The organism is Pseudogracilibacillus sp. SO30301A, assembly GCF_037072025.1.
Lineage (GTDB): Bacteria > Bacillota > Bacilli > Bacillales > Amphibacillaceae > Pseudogracilibacillus.
Genome location: NZ_JAXHDD010000010.1, coordinates 60,854 through 77,909, shown reverse-complemented (window position 1 = coordinate 77,909; position 17,056 = coordinate 60,854). Strand labels below are relative to the sequence as shown.

19 protein-coding genes and 2 pseudogenes are annotated in these 17,056 nt (G+C 33.7%); 18 read left to right on the top strand and 3 right to left on the bottom strand.

Translation table 11 applies throughout. The annotated features are described in order from the left end of the window. The first annotated feature begins 472 nt into the window (after positions 1-472). From SPD89_RS07555 to SPD89_RS07520, 8 genes are all read left to right on the top strand, one after another. Positions 473-1,027 (top strand): GNAT family N-acetyltransferase, encoded by a 555-nt coding sequence (locus tag SPD89_RS07555; protein ID WP_336261348.1) that lies wholly within the window; start codon positions 473-475, stop codon positions 1,025-1,027. Between the two features lie 194 nt (positions 1,028-1,221). After that, positions 1,222-1,731, top strand: a complete 510-nt coding sequence (locus SPD89_RS07550) for a GNAT family N-acetyltransferase (RefSeq protein WP_336261347.1) — start codon at positions 1,222-1,224, stop codon at positions 1,729-1,731. Between the two features lie 36 nt (positions 1,732-1,767). Further along, positions 1,768-2,802 (top strand): tetratricopeptide repeat protein, encoded by a 1,035-nt coding sequence (locus SPD89_RS07545; RefSeq protein WP_336261346.1) that lies wholly within the window; start codon positions 1,768-1,770, stop codon positions 2,800-2,802. A gap of 41 nt (positions 2,803-2,843) precedes the next feature. Then, a complete protein-coding gene (locus SPD89_RS07540; RefSeq protein WP_336261345.1) occupies positions 2,844-4,850 on the top strand; it encodes a S9 family peptidase in 2,007 nt (668 codons plus the stop codon). A gap of 14 nt (positions 4,851-4,864) precedes the next feature. Continuing rightward, the gene (locus SPD89_RS07535; RefSeq protein ID WP_336261344.1) at positions 4,865-5,068 is read left to right on the top strand and encodes a hypothetical protein; all 204 of its coding nucleotides are present in this window, start codon (positions 4,865-4,867) and stop codon (positions 5,066-5,068) included. A gap of 173 nt (positions 5,069-5,241) precedes the next feature. Beyond that, positions 5,242-5,451, top strand: a complete 210-nt coding sequence (locus SPD89_RS07530) for a hypothetical protein (protein WP_336261343.1) — start codon at positions 5,242-5,244, stop codon at positions 5,449-5,451. 135 nt (positions 5,452-5,586) lie between these two features. Further along, positions 5,587-5,766, top strand: coding sequence for a hypothetical protein (locus tag SPD89_RS07525; RefSeq protein WP_336261342.1), 180 nt, complete (start codon positions 5,587-5,589; stop codon positions 5,764-5,766). A 28-nt stretch (positions 5,767-5,794) separates the two neighbouring features. Beyond that, the gene (locus SPD89_RS07520) at positions 5,795-6,787 is read left to right on the top strand and encodes an LLM class flavin-dependent oxidoreductase (RefSeq protein ID WP_336261341.1); all 993 of its coding nucleotides are present in this window, start codon (positions 5,795-5,797) and stop codon (positions 6,785-6,787) included. A 359-nt stretch (positions 6,788-7,146) separates the two neighbouring features. Here SPD89_RS07520 and SPD89_RS07515 read toward each other — a convergent pair whose 3' ends face one another. Then, positions 7,147-7,989, bottom strand: a complete 843-nt coding sequence (locus SPD89_RS07515) for an aldo/keto reductase (RefSeq protein WP_336261340.1) — start codon at positions 7,987-7,989, stop codon at positions 7,147-7,149. 432 nt (positions 7,990-8,421) lie between these two features. Here SPD89_RS07515 and SPD89_RS07510 point away from each other — a divergent pair, with 432 nt between their 5' ends. Beyond that, on the top strand, positions 8,422-8,994 hold the full coding sequence (locus SPD89_RS07510) for a Uma2 family endonuclease (RefSeq protein WP_336261339.1): 573 nt from the start codon (positions 8,422-8,424) through the stop codon (positions 8,992-8,994). 85 nt (positions 8,995-9,079) lie between these two features. On the opposite strand, the gene SPD89_RS07505 is transcribed toward SPD89_RS07510, so the two are convergent. Continuing rightward, positions 9,080-9,289 carry a hypothetical protein gene (locus tag SPD89_RS07505; protein ID WP_336261338.1) on the bottom strand — a complete coding sequence of 70 codons (210 nt, stop codon included), beginning with the start codon at positions 9,287-9,289 and terminating at the stop codon, positions 9,080-9,082. Between the two features lie 280 nt (positions 9,290-9,569). On the opposite strand from SPD89_RS07505, the pseudogene SPD89_RS07500 reads away from it, so the two are divergent. The 5 genes and pseudogenes from SPD89_RS07500 to SPD89_RS07480 all read left to right on the top strand — a co-directional run. Continuing rightward, positions 9,570-9,644: pseudogene (locus SPD89_RS07500) on the top strand (IS200/IS605 family transposase); the annotation flags it as partial. Between the two features lie 730 nt (positions 9,645-10,374). Next, a pseudogene (locus SPD89_RS07495) lies at positions 10,375-10,668 on the top strand (UPF0236 family transposase-like protein); the annotation flags it as partial. 13 nt (positions 10,669-10,681) lie between these two features. Beyond that, entirely contained in the window at positions 10,682-11,128 is a 447-nt protein-coding gene (locus SPD89_RS07490; protein ID WP_336261337.1) for a hypothetical protein, read from the top strand. 165 nt (positions 11,129-11,293) lie between these two features. Further along, positions 11,294-11,851: a hypothetical protein gene (locus SPD89_RS07485; RefSeq protein WP_336261336.1), complete on the top strand. Its 558-nt coding sequence runs from the start codon at positions 11,294-11,296 to the stop codon at positions 11,849-11,851. Between the two features lie 26 nt (positions 11,852-11,877). Then, positions 11,878-12,243, top strand: coding sequence for a hypothetical protein (locus SPD89_RS07480; protein ID WP_336261335.1), 366 nt, complete (start codon positions 11,878-11,880; stop codon positions 12,241-12,243). A 274-nt stretch (positions 12,244-12,517) separates the two neighbouring features. On the opposite strand, the gene SPD89_RS07475 is transcribed toward SPD89_RS07480, so the two are convergent. Continuing rightward, positions 12,518-12,721, bottom strand: coding sequence for a hypothetical protein (locus SPD89_RS07475; RefSeq protein ID WP_336261334.1), 204 nt, complete (start codon positions 12,719-12,721; stop codon positions 12,518-12,520). 543 nt (positions 12,722-13,264) lie between these two features. Here SPD89_RS07475 and SPD89_RS07470 point away from each other — a divergent pair. From SPD89_RS07470 to SPD89_RS07455, 4 genes are all read left to right on the top strand, one after another. Beyond that, entirely contained in the window at positions 13,265-13,609 is a 345-nt protein-coding gene (locus SPD89_RS07470; RefSeq protein ID WP_336261333.1) for a hypothetical protein, read from the top strand. A 69-nt stretch (positions 13,610-13,678) separates the two neighbouring features. Next, a complete protein-coding gene (locus tag SPD89_RS07465) occupies positions 13,679-14,719 on the top strand; it encodes a DUF2332 domain-containing protein (protein ID WP_336261332.1) in 1,041 nt (346 codons plus the stop codon). 1 nt (position 14,720) lies between these two features. Then, positions 14,721-15,389, top strand: a complete 669-nt coding sequence (locus SPD89_RS07460) for a response regulator transcription factor (RefSeq protein ID WP_336261331.1) — start codon at positions 14,721-14,723, stop codon at positions 15,387-15,389. Continuing rightward, positions 15,386-16,750 carry a HAMP domain-containing sensor histidine kinase gene (locus tag SPD89_RS07455; RefSeq protein WP_336261330.1) on the top strand — a complete coding sequence of 455 codons (1,365 nt, stop codon included), beginning with the start codon at positions 15,386-15,388 and terminating at the stop codon, positions 16,748-16,750. Before SPD89_RS07460 ends, SPD89_RS07455 begins: the two co-directional genes overlap by 4 nt. Positions 16,751-17,056 lie beyond the last annotated feature (306 nt).

Below are 17,056 nucleotides of genomic sequence, written 5' to 3'. Positions count from 1 at the left end.
TATCATTAAAGCTAAGAATGACTCCCCCTTCAAAATTTAGATAGAATGTTATGTTAGTCGGGAAGCAAATTTCAATATTCCAATCTTCCTGATGTATTGTTGGCTAATCTAACAAATAGCGTTAGTTGAGAAGTCGTTTACAGTAGAATAGTTCTGAGGCTGTCTTTCAAATATGATTTAACTATTAGAAAATAAGCTGTCCCTATTAATCGAGCTATTGTACAATTTTTTTAGTTGGGATAAAAAAACTGGATTGTTTTTCTCCGGTTCTTTCTCATATTCATTTATATAGTGGGGAGAGGAATGGAGTGATATTCTTAATATCAAACTTTCATCCTGTTCAAGCTTTTGCCCATTATGTAGGAGAATAGTTTGCGAAACGTTTTATATAAAGAGTTCATGAACAAAATAGGTATGAACGAATAATCAATAAGTAGTGAAAGGTCTCGTATCAATGTCGAGGAGGAAAATGATGAGTCATAATGATCCAATCAAATTCATTGAGGGTGAAAGAGTTTATTTACGACCGGTAGAGAAAGATGATTTAGATGTAATGTTCGCAGCATTTTGGGATGAAGAAGCAAGACGACTCACAGGTACTCAAGCAGTGTTCAGTCGTGCAAGAATGCACCATTGGTTTGACGCTGTATCAAACGACAACAGCAGGATAGATTTAATTATCTGCTTGCAGGAAAACAATGAACCTATCGGGGATATAGCGATGATGGAGATCGATCATCACAATCAAAATGCGATTGTTCGAATTTCAATTTTTGAAAAAAAGAATTGGGGAAAAGGATATGGCACTGAAGCGATGTCAACGTTTTTGGACTACGGTTTCAACATATTAAATTTACATAGAGTTGAATTGGAAGTTTTCTCTTTTAATTCAAGAGCAAAAAAATCATATGAAAAACTTGGGTTTAAACAAGAAGGAATCATTAGGGATAAGTTATATTATGACGGAAAATTTCATGATACAATTTTAATGGGAGTATTAAGAGAAGAGTTTATTCGGGTAACTTAAACTTTAAAAAATTGGAGGTGAATAGAAGTTAGTGTAATATATTCATAGGGTAATGCAAGATTTTTTCCTTTCTTACTGAGAGAAAAACTCCACCTAATATACAATATTAAATTTATAGTTTTTCCCATACCATGTGTTTTATCAGAAAATTAGCTAAAAAAACTACTAATACGAATAGAAGGAGGGCGAAAAACTTGGAAATTAGAAAAGCTGTAAAAACTGATGCCAAAGGGATTGCTATCGTCCAGGTAGACAGTTGGAGAACAACGTATAAAGGAATTGTACCTAATGATTATTTACAAAAGATGTCGTATCAAGATCGTGAGAAAATATGGCGTGATGCGATGTCACATAGAACGATATATGTTGCAGAAGATAAGAATGGAAAAATTGTCGGCTTTTCTATAGGTGGAGAAGAAAGAAGTGGGAATTATCCAGGTTACAAAGGGGAAGTTTATGCAATTTATATTTTAAAAGATTATCAGGGTAAGGGAATTGGAAAACAATTGATGAAGCCAGTTATTAATGATTTACTAGAACAAAATATTAACTCTATGATAGTCTTGGTACTTGAGAAAAATATATCTAAGGTTTTTTATGAAGCATTAGGGGCAACAAAAATAGATTCGATTGAAATAGAACTTGGCGGCAGGAAATTAACGGAGCTAGTTTATGGATGGGAAAATATTAGAGAGATCTTATAAGCCTAAAAGACAAACATACTTGAAGAGGTGAATGAAGTGGCAGGCGCACAAATTAATCCATTATTGATTCAACTGTTGACAGGAAAAGAAATTACAGACATCCCAAATTCACCAACACGATCGTGGTTACCCGGGAAATATGCTAGTTTAATTAATAGAAAAAAAGAGTTGATTGAAAGAAAATTTGGAGAAAATTCTTACATGATAACGTGTAAATCTTGCGGTCGAAAGGGCAAGTATGATGTTGGATTGATGTTAATTAATACGGATGAGAGTAAAGTTGAAAAGCCAGGAAATTCTATTCAAACTACTGGCTATTTTAGATGTAAGCATTGTAATGATGCTGGAAACTGGGAAATGCCAAGTAAATTTCTAATGGCATCAGTTCTTGGACTGATAGAGCTATCAATTGGTTCACCAAAAATGGAAAAGAAACGTACATTTGGGAAAAGTTTATTATTTGATGGAAGTTGGCATTTGTATTGTTCAGACGGCGAGATGCACCTTTTACAACTGCTAAAAGAAGAACCGGGGAATTCATTTATATGGAATCGACTTGGTAATTTATACGATAAAGGGAATCGACCTGAACTAGCGGCAGCTGTGTATGAACATTCTATAGAAATAGACCATGGGCAAATAGAATCCCATTTTTCACTTGGTGGGTATTTTGTCCAAATAAAGGAATTTGATAAATCTGCTTATCATTTTAAACAAATGCTTCTCGGTGCTAGTGAATATGATTTATTGTCTGCAGAGAAATTAAGAGAGATGCTTGCCTGTTGTTTAACAGAGTTATTTTATATTTATCAGAATTCAAATGGGGAGATTCCGTTTATTCCAACGAAGGAAGAATTGGAAGTAGCAGGTAAAATAAATGAAATGAAAGGTTATCAGGTTGGGCTAGAACTTGAGCTCTTCCAAGGTGATCCCGAATCTTTTTACCCGTTGGCAGAAATGTACATGGGAGCCCAATGTAAAAAACTACCAAAAAGATTAAGAACATTAGAAGTTTCAAAACTAGCAAATAAAAAGAAGAAAAAGCGGAAGAGACGGAAGAAAAAACGTTAATAAATGAGTAGACTTCTGAGTGTTTAAGGAGGCGTATTTTGATGAAGAAAAAACGGGCAATTTTAGCTGAGGATTTAACGAAATTAGAAGTGTATAGTGATCCACAAGTATCTTCTGATGGCAAGGGCTATACGTTTGTATCAACGATAGTAAACGATGAAAAAGACTATGAATCTCAGATATATTTTCAAGAATTCGATACGAAACAAATTAAACAATGGACGTTCAGTAAAGGTAAGAACAGTCATCCTCGTTTTTCACCGGATGGTAAAAGTATTGTTTTTCAGTCAGACCGAAGTGGTACATCGCAAATTTGGTTGCTCTCATTAAATGGTGGAGAGGCAAAACAGATCACGACGTTTAAAAATGGTGCTATAAATCCTGAATGGTCTAAAGATGGTAAGTTCATTTTATTTACAGCACGTTTGGAAAATTACGAAGACATACATAATCAAAAAGAGCTAACTAAAGAAGAACTCCAAAAAGAGCGGGAAGAAAAAAATAAACAGCCTCGTGTCATTAACCGCTTAAAATACAAAGCAGATGCAAGTGGTTTTTTGGATGATAAAAAAAGCCAAATTTTTTTATACGATGTTGCTACAGAAATCTTTACCCAACTTACTACCGCTGATACAGACCATGTGTACCAAGATATTTCACCAGATGGTAACACTATTTTGTTTGCTGCAAATTTAAATGAGGAAGCAGATTATGAGTTAACGAATGATCTCTTTACGTTAAATATGTCAACGAAAGAAATTACGAAGTTAACGAATGGAAAAGGTGCTTATGATAATGCAAGTTTTTCCCCAAGTGGTAATAAGATTGTCTGTTTCGGTCATGAACTTGATTTTGCTGGAGCCACTTTAACCGAAATTTATGTGTTTGACGTAAAGACAGGAGTGCGAAGAGTCCTAAGCGAAAAATGGGACTTTCAACTAGGAGACTCAATGATCGGAGATACGAGACTTGGTGAGTCAGAAGAAGGGCCTGTTTGGTCTAAAGATGAGAGGCAGATTTATTTTATTGGAACAGATCATGGGGCAACAGGCCTGTTTACTGTGAATATGGAAGGAGAATTGGAAACCGTATATAAAAAAGATAATCATGTTTTTGGTTTCTCCTCTAATAATGAAGAAGGTTTTATTTTAGGAATTAGTTCTCCAATAAAACCATGTGATTTTTTTTATCTAGACTCAAATGATGAACTTTCAAAATTAACGAATGCCAATGCTGAATTTTTGTCGGAAGTAGAATTAATTGCATCTGAAGAGGTAAATTTTACAGCAGAAGACAGTTGGGAAATTCAAGGCTGGCTTCTTCGTCCATATGGATTTGAAGAAGGGAAAAAATACCCTCTCGTGTTGGAAATTCATGGTGGACCTCATATGATGTATGGGCAAACATTTTTCCATGAAATGCAACTTCTGGCCGCAAAGGGCTATGCAGTACTTTATACAAACCCTAGGGGAAGTCATGGATATGGTCAAAAATTTGTTGATGCTTGCCGTCACGATTACGGTGGGAAAGATTATACCGATTTGATGAGCGCTGTTGATTATACTTTAGAAAAATACAGTTTTATAGATGAAAACCGTTTAGGGGTAACTGGAGGAAGTTATGGTGGGTTTATGACGAACTGGATTGTAGGTCATACGAATCGGTTTAAAGCTGCTGTTACCCAGCGTTCGATCAGTAATTGGTTGAGTTTTTATGGAGTTAGTGATATTGGATACTTTTTCAATAAATGGGAACATGGATTTGATCTACTCGATGATCCCAAAAAACTATGGGAAATTTCTCCATTAAAATATGCAGATAACGTGGAAACACCGCTTCTCATTTTACATGGAGAACTCGATTTTCGTTGTCCGATTGAGCAAGCTGAACAGTTATATGTCACTTTAAAACATTTGAAAAAAGAAGTGGAATTTGTTCGTTTTCCTGGTTCGAATCATGAATTAAGTCGAAGTGGCGATCCGAAAATGCGAATTGAACGACTGAACCATATTTGCCGTTGGTTTGAGAAGTATTTACTAATAAAATAGGAGATCGATAAAATATGCAAAATAATGATGAGAATTTCGTATGTAAAAAATGTGGACATACAAAAAGCAAGACGGGCAAAATTGGGAATTCAGGATATGATAAAGTGAAAAAAGCAGATAACCCTTTCTTTTCACTCGGAACAGGAATGTTTATTTCATGCTGTGCATCTTGCGGGGACGTATACTCACTGACAATTGAAAACCCGAACAAATTATAATTGAAGGACGTTTCAAATATGATAATGCTGAGGTTGTAAATTGTTTGTACATAGAACAAAATTAAATATGGTTGTCTTACTACTGTTATAATACCTATTAACACCTCCAGGGATGCATGTATCTGAATCTATTGACGCAAACTAATAAAAATACGTCAAATGGAGGGATAACTGTGGAAAAGGAGAACCGAAAATATACTGTTGCAGGAACGGATATTGAAGCAATGAAGGAACAAGCGAGAAGGTCTGGCCTATCTTATAATGAAGCGATTGAATTTATTGCGAAAACAACAGGTGGTCGCAATACACATATTTATAGCGATACAGATGTAGAGGCAGTAAAAAAACAAAATGAACAATCAGAAAATGTAAAACGTCATTGAAAATTATTAAAAGAGTCACCAAATGAACTGGAAATTATATGGTGATTCTTTTTTTATTTAAAACATATAAAGGGAAACGTCAATTAGATTTATGGTACAGTTATTGTAAGGAATTTATTTTGCGAGGTGGATTGAATGAATAATTGGTATTATATTTTATATGCAATAATTTTAGCATTAGTCTCTATAGTAACAGGTGAAATAGTGACATTTATTATGCTTGGTTTAATTTTAGTTAGTCTGCAGAACATACATAGAACATTAAAAGATATTTTGAGCGTTCATCAAGAAAAAAATAATCTAACTAAGGAATAGTTGAAATTTATGAAAGGAAGTCATAATCATGAGATTAAGTGTGCTTGATCAAGCCCCAGTATCAAAAGGAAATACTGCCGAAGAAGCATTAAAAAAGGCAGAAGAACTAGCGATTTTGGCGGATGAATTAGGCTATAGACGAATGTGGATGGCGGAGCATCATGGAACGAAAGCTTTTGCTAGTTCAGCGCCTGAAGTGACAGCTGCTCATTTGGCGGGAAAAACAAAAAATATTCGAATTGGCACTGGTGGGGTCATGATGATGCATTATTCTCCACTTAAATTAGCAGAAGTTTTTAAAACACTTAGCGCTTTTGCACCTGGTCGAATTGATTTTGGCGTAGGTCGTGCTCCTGGTGGGGATAATTACTCGATTTACGCTTTATCGGAAGGACGCCAGCCGATGGTACATAATATGTATGAAAAATTTGATACTGCTCTCAAGTTAATAAATGATGAAGTTCCTGAAGATAGATTGTATGATAAAACGATTGCGTCGCCATTAAATATTGTGTTACCGGAAGCTTGGATGTTAGGTTCAAGTGGTAGCAGTGCCATAAAGTCAGGAAAGATGGGTGTTGGCTATTCTTTTGCCCAGTTTTTTAATGGTGAATTGACGAAAGAAATTATAGAAGTGTATAAAGAACATTTTAAACCGTCTGCATTTATGGAGCAACCTGAAACGATTGTTACGTATATGGTAACAACAGCTGAAACGAAAGAAGAAGCGGAATTTGAAGCTGGTCCACAAGATATTTCTCGGTTATTGCTACAGCAAGGTCGCATGATCCAAGCGTTAACACCGGAGGAAGTAAAGGATTATCCATTGACTGAAATGGATCGGATGAGAATCAAGGAAAACCGTAAACTGCATTTAGTAGGCTCAGTAAAAGAAATCGCATCCTTATTGCAAAAAGAGCAAGAATTTTATGGTTTTGATGAAGCGATGATTTGTAGTATTCCACATTCTCAGGAAAAGCGGTTGGATGTTTATCGCTTATTGGCTCGGGAATTGATTTAATTTGAACATATATTAATACAAATAAAAACAAAAGGATTTCCAGTTCTTATAACAGGTATTTTTATGTTTTTTCTAACATTAGGGGCAACGTTGATCCAAACAGTATTATTTGTAATAGTAGGCAGCATCTGTTTAATTAGGAAACCAATTGATCAGAAAATAACTACGTGAGTTTTTTAACAAACTTTTATACAAAAAATCAAAATCTTCCGAAACGGATGGGACTATTGTCATGGCTGAGACAATAGTCCCACTGACGGGTAAGAAAATAAACAATCCTAAAGTGTAGAAACAAAAAACTACATGGCAGATGAAATCTAAATAATTTAAAACGTAGGGTAATTGTGATCCCTATGTTTTTAAAATTCTTCATAAATCGCAGGATCCTGGTTTTTTAATCTACCATCTGGGTGAGTTAGTTCAGAGATCATATGCATTTCCTCTTCATCTAAATAAAAATCAAAAATGGATATATTTTCAAGTTGCCGCTTTGGTGATTTGCTTTTGGGGATTGAGATTGCCCCTAGCTGATAATGCCAGCGCAAAATAATTTGAGAAATCGTCTTCTGATACTTGATACCTATTTTTTGTAAAGTTTTATTTTGAAATACTTCATTCGCTCGTGCTAGTGGACTCCATGATTCTGTTGCGATATTATTCTCCACATGCCACTTTCTTTGCTCCTCTTGGTTGAAAAAAGGGTGTAGTTCAATTTGGTTGATACTAGGCTTCACTCCTGTTTCCTTTTCAAGACGTTCAAGATGTTCAGGTAAGAAATTACAAACGCCAATCGAACGAATGAGTCCCCATTTTTTAGCATCAATTAATGCTTGCCAAGCTTCAATATAATGATTTTGCTTCGGATTCGGCCAATGAATGAGGTATAAATCATAATAATCGAGATTAGCCCGATATAAAGATTCCTGGATGGTCGATACGGCTTTACTATATGTATGATAACGACCTGGTAGTTTTGAAGTGATTTTTAATTCCTGTCTTGGAACGCTACTTCGGCGAATAGCCTCACCAACAGCACCTTCATTTTCATAATTGTAAGCTGTATCGATTAATCGATAACCTAGGTCAATTGCACTTGTTATAGCAGTTGCCCCTTCATTGCCATTAAGATTATATGTACCAAATCCTATCCAAGGTATGATAAGGCCATCATTTAGTGTGATTTCTGGAATAGAATTACTCATATAACGTCACTCCTCTTTTTTAGCGGATTAGAAAGCATAAAAACTCCCTACTTTCAAGTATATCAAAAGTGTGACTTGTAGTCCTGTATCAGGGTTATATGAAGTTTTAAATAGTTTGAAAGTAAAGGGAGATTCAACAAATTTCAAATGATAAAAGATATCTGGTTACTCCAAGAATGTTAAGCATGTATGTGCAAAATTTTACTCGAGGATATATGTTGGTGTTCTAACTAGCTAAAAGGAAAAGTTATAAGTAGTCCATGGAATCCTCCCGCGGACAATTTTTGGAAAAAAAGCGTAAGAAATTGTCCATGGCGCCTTCCTACGGCAGAGAAAAACTTGACACATACGTTAAGATTGACTGTTTTTTGTTTTATAGTAATAAATGGTATAATGAAATGAAAAATAATATCTTCATTAGGAGTGATTTACGTGTCATTACCGAAAGAAGAACGAGAATATACGTATGTGGACTATTTATCTTGGCCAAAGGATGAGAGGATTGAAATCATAAATGGAACACCATATTTGCAGGCTGCACCATCTAGAATTCATCAAGAAATCTTATCTGAAATCCACAGGCAAATAGCCAATTATTTGATCGATAAGAATTGTAAGGTATATCCTGCACCATTTGCCGTCATTCTAGATCTGGAAGAGGAAGAGGAAGAGGATATAAAAAATGTTGTTGAACCCGATATCACCATCGTTTGTGATGAAGAAAAACTAGATGATCGTGGTTGTAAGGGAAGTCCAGATATGGTGGTTGAAATTATTTCACCTTCGACAGCAAGAAAAGACAAAATAGAAAAGTTTAATTTATACGAAAAGACTGGTGTCCAGGAATACTGGATTGTTGAGCCAGAAGAGAAGATATTAAGTGTTTTTACTTTGCAAGCAAATCAAAGATATGGTCGACCCGGTTTATATTCAGAAGACGATAATGTGCCAGTCTCTATTTTTGAGGACTTGCAGATTAATTTAAATATCGTATTTTCCCAATAGTAGGAAGAAAAAAGCTTGTAGAAAAAGAGGGGGATATTCTCTTTCTACAAGCTTTATCTACAGAATATAATTTGTTATTTATATATTAATAACCGTAGTCCCAGTCAATAGTGTCTTCGCACCAAACTACTGTACTAATTGGATTAAACGTAACTTCCTTTTCGCCGATTGTACAATGTACATTTTTGGAGTCTTCCTGATCGCTCAACTCTTCGTAAACTTCATGTTCAACATTTTCCAATACTGTGACAGTGTTATCTTTGTTAATTAATAAAGCTGTCCCTTTCATTTCCATGGCACCTTCCTTAGAAGATTTATTTTTGATTCAACTATAGTATATACTAATTCAGCTCCTACTAACCTACATTGTGAAATATTTCACAATTAATTCAAATTTGTTGTTTATAGTTTTGTAACAATTGAATCAAAATGATCAAATTTCACTCCAGATTAGGCCTTACGCTATGAGTGGGAGAACAAAAACGGAAGTGCATTTACATGTGATAAAAAAGTCCTCCTCTGCTAAAATGACAAAGGTTTCGCAAGCCGATGTCAGGCAGAGGAGGACATCCAAAATGGATAAATCAAGTTTATCACATACAAAGTGGAATTGCATGTATCATATTGTGTTTATTCCTAAATATAGACGTTGAGTAATGTATGGAAAGCTCAGGCAAGATGTAAGAGAAATAATCAGAGCTCTGAAAGAAGTAGACCTTGAGGTAAAATATACAAAAAACGGTATTCGAATGAAAAAGTATTTTCCAATTTACGAGAAAAAATAAACGATTAAATTGATGGTGAAAATGGTTAAAATTAAATATTTGCCCTTAGTACTAAAGGATTTGCAAAGTATTACAACGCACATTTGATAATTATAAGCACCTAAGGCAGCAATAAATTTAGTTGATGTTCTAGACCAATCTGAAAATGTGAAACGACAGTAAATTTTACTAAAAAGAATCACCAATTTTTCTATAAAATGATATGTAATATTTTGGTTAGTCCCCAAAAAGGAAGTTTTCTAAAAAGGGGAATTCAAAAACACAACATATAGTAACTATTTTACTGTTTCGATACCATATATAGGAATGACCTTTTTGGGAGTGAACCGTATTTTTGATTTTAAATATATAGAGAATCATCTGCATGATTATGCTATAATATTTTTAAATGGTATATTTTTCGAAGGTATGAGTAAAATGTATACGGGGATATAGTTACAACATTCCGACAATTACGAGAAAAAGAAGAAGAGGACTCTCACCTTTGATATACTAGTTTTGGACAAGAAAACTAATTAGGAGGAGTCCTCATGACTAATAATATCAATAATTTACTGACATTGAAAGAAATTGAACAAAATTTCAAGAGCTTCAATCAGTATATCAAAATATTCTTATCTCTCTTTTGGAGGAATTGGATGTTTGGTTACGTGATAACCGTGATTTTAGTCGTTTTGAAAATCGTGAAATACAAGCATGCACAATCGGTACAATGTTTGGTTCTGTAACGATTAAAAGAAGAAGGTATATTGATCCAAAGACAATTGCAACATTGCTGCAGAAAGAACAAGAATATTACGGATTTGATGAAGCGATGATATGCAGTATTCCTCATTCGCAAGAAAAACGTTTAAATGTAATCCGGTTATTAGCAATGGAACTTTTTTAAGCTGGTGATAAAAGTGGAATATTGGGATTTAATTGAAAACCCATCAGGGGAAACATATCAACAATTAATTAAAGTACTTTGCGATTACTCTGATAAATTTTATTTTGTGATAAGAAAAGAATTAAATTATGATATGAATATCATTAAACAATTTGAGCCTTTTTTGATAGAAAAATATAATACAAAAGAATGGGCAAACACAATAACAAAAGGGCCGGCAGCAACCGTCTATGTGTTTGAATCAAATCAGGATACGTGCAAACTACTTCAACAATTAGCAAATACATTATATGATTGGATCGCACCTGATTTACCAGAAGATCTAACATTTTTAAAAAATAATTTTGTTTGGTTTACATGTACAACACATGAGGAATTTGGTGGATTTTTAATTCGATCAAACTATTATAGACAATTGCTTGATCAAATAGCTGGGTTGAAAGTTAAACAAGTAGAGTAATTTGTAAGCTTGTAAAAGGAAGAATTCTTTTACAAGCTTTTTTACGTTTAGAGGGGAAAAATTTTATGGTGAAATTATTAAAGATTTGTAAAGGATGTTATTTTTCTATGAAATACATGTTAAGATTATTGAGGAGAGTATGAATGGAGTGAAGAGGTGTTTACCTTGAAACTATTTTTGGATATAGTTTTTTTAATCATTATTGCATATTTAAGTATTCAGTTTGTTTATGTGTTAATTAAAATGAAGCAGCAAATTATTTACCCAGTAACGAATGAAGAACTGTCATCCATTAGAATTCATCCCGAGAAACCTGTTGACGCGCCAACTTACTCAAAACATAAATTAGGAATTACCTTTTATTCGGCTATGATTTTATTTGTACTCATTGTTTACTTTCTAGGGTTATATTTTGATATCTTTAATTTTTCTTTTTATATTTTGTTAATTCTTCCCTTTACTTATTTACATAATGTTTTAAATGTATTTGCATTAACAAAGGATGGCATTTTAATCGGGGTTCGTTTCATTGCTTGGAATAAAATAAAGTCATTTGACTTTATTCCGATAGATATCAATCATAAATATTATGGGTTTTCAAAAGAAGCAAATAATGGATATGAACTGAAAGTGAGATCAAATGGTATGCCCATAAGTTGTATTATTACTTCAGAAAAAATGAAAGAAAATCTAACGAACCAAGTCAATGAGTATGTAAAATAATGAAAAAACATTAAGGAGGATGCTGATTGAAACGAACAGCAGAAATAGTGTTAGGAAGTATTGCGCTTGCACTACAGTTTCTGGTAATCATTTTTGTCGTGCCATTATTAGCAATTATTAGTTTACAATTTCCTGAAATTATATCACCAAAATTTGAAGCATGGTATGCTTGGTTCGCAGTTATCGTACTTGCAGTCGGTTTCTTTTCGGGACTTATTGCCTTAATCATGATGAAAAACAGTCCTAAAAAGTCAGGGGTTATTTTCATAGTGACAGCAACTTTGATGTTTTTTCTTACACTTGGGGCTACAATGATCCAGACTATATTATTTATTATTGCAGGAGTTATGTGCTTAACAAGAAGGTCAGTAACAACAGAGGTAACATCATAGTCTACCATTTTCATTGTTTGGCTTCGGTATGAAAATCAATATAGATTATAAGTTTCATGAGAAGTTAGGGAAAACATCACTACCGAATGAAGAGGGTGAGTGATCTTATTAAAATTCATTTATCCATGTCAATTGGAAGAAGCTGTACAGATGACTCTCTTGGAAAAATTAAAATTAACTTAACCCAAAAAAAAAGGAAAACACTTGTACAAAGAGTAGCAGATTCTCTTTATACAAGCTTGGTTTAATTATTATATAGGATTATGTTTATATTTTAATATCCGTAGTCCCAGTCAATCTGTTCTTCATGCCAGATTACAGCACTAAATGGATTAAATGTAATTTCTTTTTCACCAATTATACAATGTACCTCTTTAGAGTCTTCTTGGTTGATCAATTCTTTATACACTTTATGTTCAACATTTTCTAATACAGTGACAGTGTTATCTTTGTTAATTAATAAAGCTGTCCCTTTCATTTTCCTTGGCACCTTCCTTAGAAGATTTATTTTTTATTCAACTATGTATATACTAATATATTGCTATTTAACCTTTATTGTGAAGGAGTTCACAAAGGGTTCAAAGATAGTGTTTTTAGATTTATAACCATTGAGGAATGTAAATCCTTTCAAGAGGTATTTTAGTCATAATCAGGTCATATGTGATTCGAGATTTTTGAAATGTTACTGAAAAGGTAACCCCTCTCTCGTGGTTAAATTGAAATTTGGCTGGTTATTCCGCGGATTAGCTGGATAAATTGCAAATTAGCTGGATAACAGTCTTGTTCGTGGTTAATTCGTGATTTGTGTGGATAACTCGCAATTTGGCTGGTTATTCCGCGAATTAGCTTGATAAATCACACATTAGCTGGATAATGCCTAAATTGAGTGGTTACATACATAAATCTTGTGATTAAACTGATTTTGGCTTATCGGTACCATAGAATTAATACGATCCACTATTGTTTTAAAGGAAATTATTATAGGAATAGCCAAGGTGAAATTTACAGGGGATTGGTGTGGATGAAAACAATCATATTGACTGGGATTGGCATTATTTCAGGAATTGTTTTGGCTGGATTTTTGAAAGTGATTCAGCTGATTACTAATAATGATGCATATGTTCTATTATTTAATGCAGACTATATCCCTGTATTAAAACATTTTCCTTATTTGATAACTGGAGTTAATTTTCATTTTGCTTTTGCTGGCGCTATTGTATTATTATTCGGATTAAAAGGTGTAGGGTTTGAGAAAAAAATATGGATATATTTACTCGTTTATTCAGTTGAAAGTGCTATGTTGTTTTCTTTAACAAGTCTAAAACTCCTGCACTTCCGGATTATTCAGCATTTATATATTGGGTAGTTGGACATGTGATTTATAGCATAATTGTTGGTATACTGATTAAAAAATGGCTTTAGGGGAGGAGTAAATTTGATTAAGCAACTTTCGGAGCGTTTTTATCGGTTTGCAATAGACGAATGTAAGGATTCCAGTGAGTTGTATGAGTTTTTATCATTAAAGGTAGCGGAGGATAGGGAAATTCTTCAATTAAGTTCTCATGTACAAAAAGGACAACCTGTACCTAATTTGTTGTTTGGAGCCGTCCATTATCTATTACTCCAAGGAAAAGAGCACGATCTAAAAGACTTTTATCCTAGTATTGTGCATCATCCAAAAAATGTGGAAAACACTTTTTCTCCATTTAAAGATTTTTGTTTACAAAATGATGAACAACTAATAGATATTCTTCAAACAAAATTAGTTCAAACAAATGAAGTTAGGCGCTCTGCATATCTTTATCCGGCATTTTGCTACATGTATGAACAAGTAAAAAAGCCACTATCTCTTATTGAAATTGGAACGAGTGCTGGATTACAATTGTTTTGGGACAAGTACAGTTACTCATACAAAACGACGGAGGAAATCTATGGCCACCCTCAATCCGCTGTGCACATTACTTCTGAAGTGATAGCAGATGAACTACCGTTGTTATTAAGGACTGCACCTCCTGTCTCCACTAGAATTGGAATTGATTTGCATATAATTGATATGACTAACGAAGATGATTATCTTTGGCTAAAAGCTTTGATTTGGCCGGAACATCAACAAAGAAGAAAATTATTCAGAGCTGCAGCACGTTACGTGAAAGAGAATACTTTCGAATTGATTGAAGGAGATGGAATATCATTACTCCCAAGGATAGTAGATAATATTCAAGATGATTCTGTTATTTGTATTTTTCACACGCATGTGGCAAATCAGCTACCACAAGAGGCAAAGAAACAGTTAATGAATACAATAACTAAAATAGGTCGTAAGCGAGATGTATTTCATCTTTATAACAATATCTTTGATGGTAAACTGCATCTAGACTATTTTATTGATGGGAAGGAAACAAATAAAACGATCGGCAAAATAGATGGACATGACAGGTGGTTTGAATGGCAATTGGAAGTAACTAGGAGGAAATAATATGGCTCATGTACTATATATAGAAGACGATAAAGAGATAGGGAATTGGTTAACCAATGAATTGAAAGAAAGAGGATATGATATAACATGGCTCATTTCCGGAGAAAATGTTGAAAAGTATTTATCAGAAGTGGATATTGTAATATTAGATGTGATGTTACCTGGTTTAGATGGCTTTTCGATCGGAAAGCGGATTAAAAATGTAAATAACAAACTACCTATCCTTATGCTTTCGGCAAGAACAGCAATAGAGGATAAAATAGAGGGCTTAAGTTTTGCGGATGATTATATGACGAAACCATTTCATCCAGACGAACTGGTTGCTCGAATTCAAGTTCTTTTAAGGCGATTTTCTAAAACAGATCAACCAATACATATACAGCATTTAATGATAAATCCAAAAGACTTTCAAATAATTAATAAAGAAACGGATGAAGAAATCATTTTAACAGGAAAACAATATGCTATTTTTCAATATTTTTTTAAGCATGCCAATCAAATTTTAACAAAAGAACAAATCTATGAATCAATTTGGGAAGAAGCCTATTTAGAGAACGATAAAACATTAATGGTACATATACGTTATTTACGTGAAAAAATAGAAAAGGATCCAGCAAACCCAACAATCATTGAAACGATTCGGGGAATTGGATATCGGTTAAAAGAATGAGATTTTTACGATCATTATTAGCTAAATATATGTTAATTATTATTACTGCAATTTTTCTTCTACAAATTATTATTATTATTACAGCAATGTTATTTTTTAATACTTGGACTGAAAAAGACGACGAGAAAATGGAACCTGTGTATATTGAAGAAACATGGCATGATGAAGCTAGTTCCATGACAAAGATAAACGAAGCAACGGTTAGTGATTTATTTGAAAAATGGAAACAAAATTATCCGGATGCATCAATGTTTTGGATAGATGATAATGGAAAGCTTATTCTAGAACGTGATGTCAATGAAGGGGTGCCTACTAATTGGAGTGCGACAACTACGGCAAAATATATTAAAGAACGATACGATAGCGATCCGTTTACAGTTATTTCCTTTTTGGGAGCAAAGCAAGATGCTGGTTTTATCGTTTTTGAGATACCGAGACATTCGTTAAACAAGGCAGATAATGAAAAATATTCAGATGCTTTATTGGTTATTGGTGTGATAATTATTTTATTATTTGTTTGTATTTCATTTTTGTTTTTTAGAAATATTAGGAAGAGGTTACTTTATGTCCAAGAGGCTATGGAAATTCGCGATGTCGATGATCTTCCTGTTCAGATTGATGTGAAGAAACAAGATGAAATTGGACAACTCGAGCAAACATTTAACGAAATGGTGGTGGAACTTAAAGATAGTAAAAAACGGGAAGAAGAGGAAGAAGAGTTACGGAGAAGTTTAATAGCTAATTTATCTCATGATTTACGAACACCACTAACAAAAATAAATGCGAATATTTTTACTTTAAAGAAAGAAGTGGAATCAGAAGAGGGAAAAAAGACATTAAAAGTAATTGAAGAGTCGATCAAAAGTGTAGACGAATTAATTGAGAACTTAATGTCTTACACACTTTTAATGGCAAGTAAATATAAACATGATCCTAAAGATTTGGATGTAATTCGATTTGTGCGAACGTCATTAGCATCTTGGTATCCACTTTTTGAACAAGAAAACTTCATGGTAGATATTGATTTAAATAATTTTAAAGAGAACAAATGGTATGTTGATCCATTATGGTTGGAACGAATCTTAGACAATATTTTTCAAAATGTATTACGCCATGCAAACAGCGGGAAATTTATCGGTGTTTATACAGAGTCAACTACTAAGTATGATGCAATAATTATTAAAGACCGTGGACAAGGTATGAATAAAGAATCTGCTGAAACAGGAGCTGGAATTGGTTTATCAATCGTCGATATGATGATCAGTGGTCTAGGATTGTCTTGGGAACTTGATTCAACGATATATGGAACAACAATCAAAATTAAAAGAAATAAGAATGAGACTAGGACAAATATGCTTTAGCACAGCGAAATCTGAACTTGATTTTTTTACAAATAAGTTCAGATTTTTATTTTTATCTAATTTGTCAACTTTATCCATAAACTGTGACGTTAGGCTCTGCTTATTAATAAATCGATACGGATCGACTCGACATCATGGAAAAAGACTCGCCGTTTTCCATGACCCCCACCCAAAACGGTCACGATTAATACCGAAACATGCCCGTTTTTTATGACTCTTACCCAAAACGGTCACGATTCATACCGAAACATGCCCTTTTTCCATGACTCTAACCCAAAACGGTCACGATTCATACCGAAACATGCC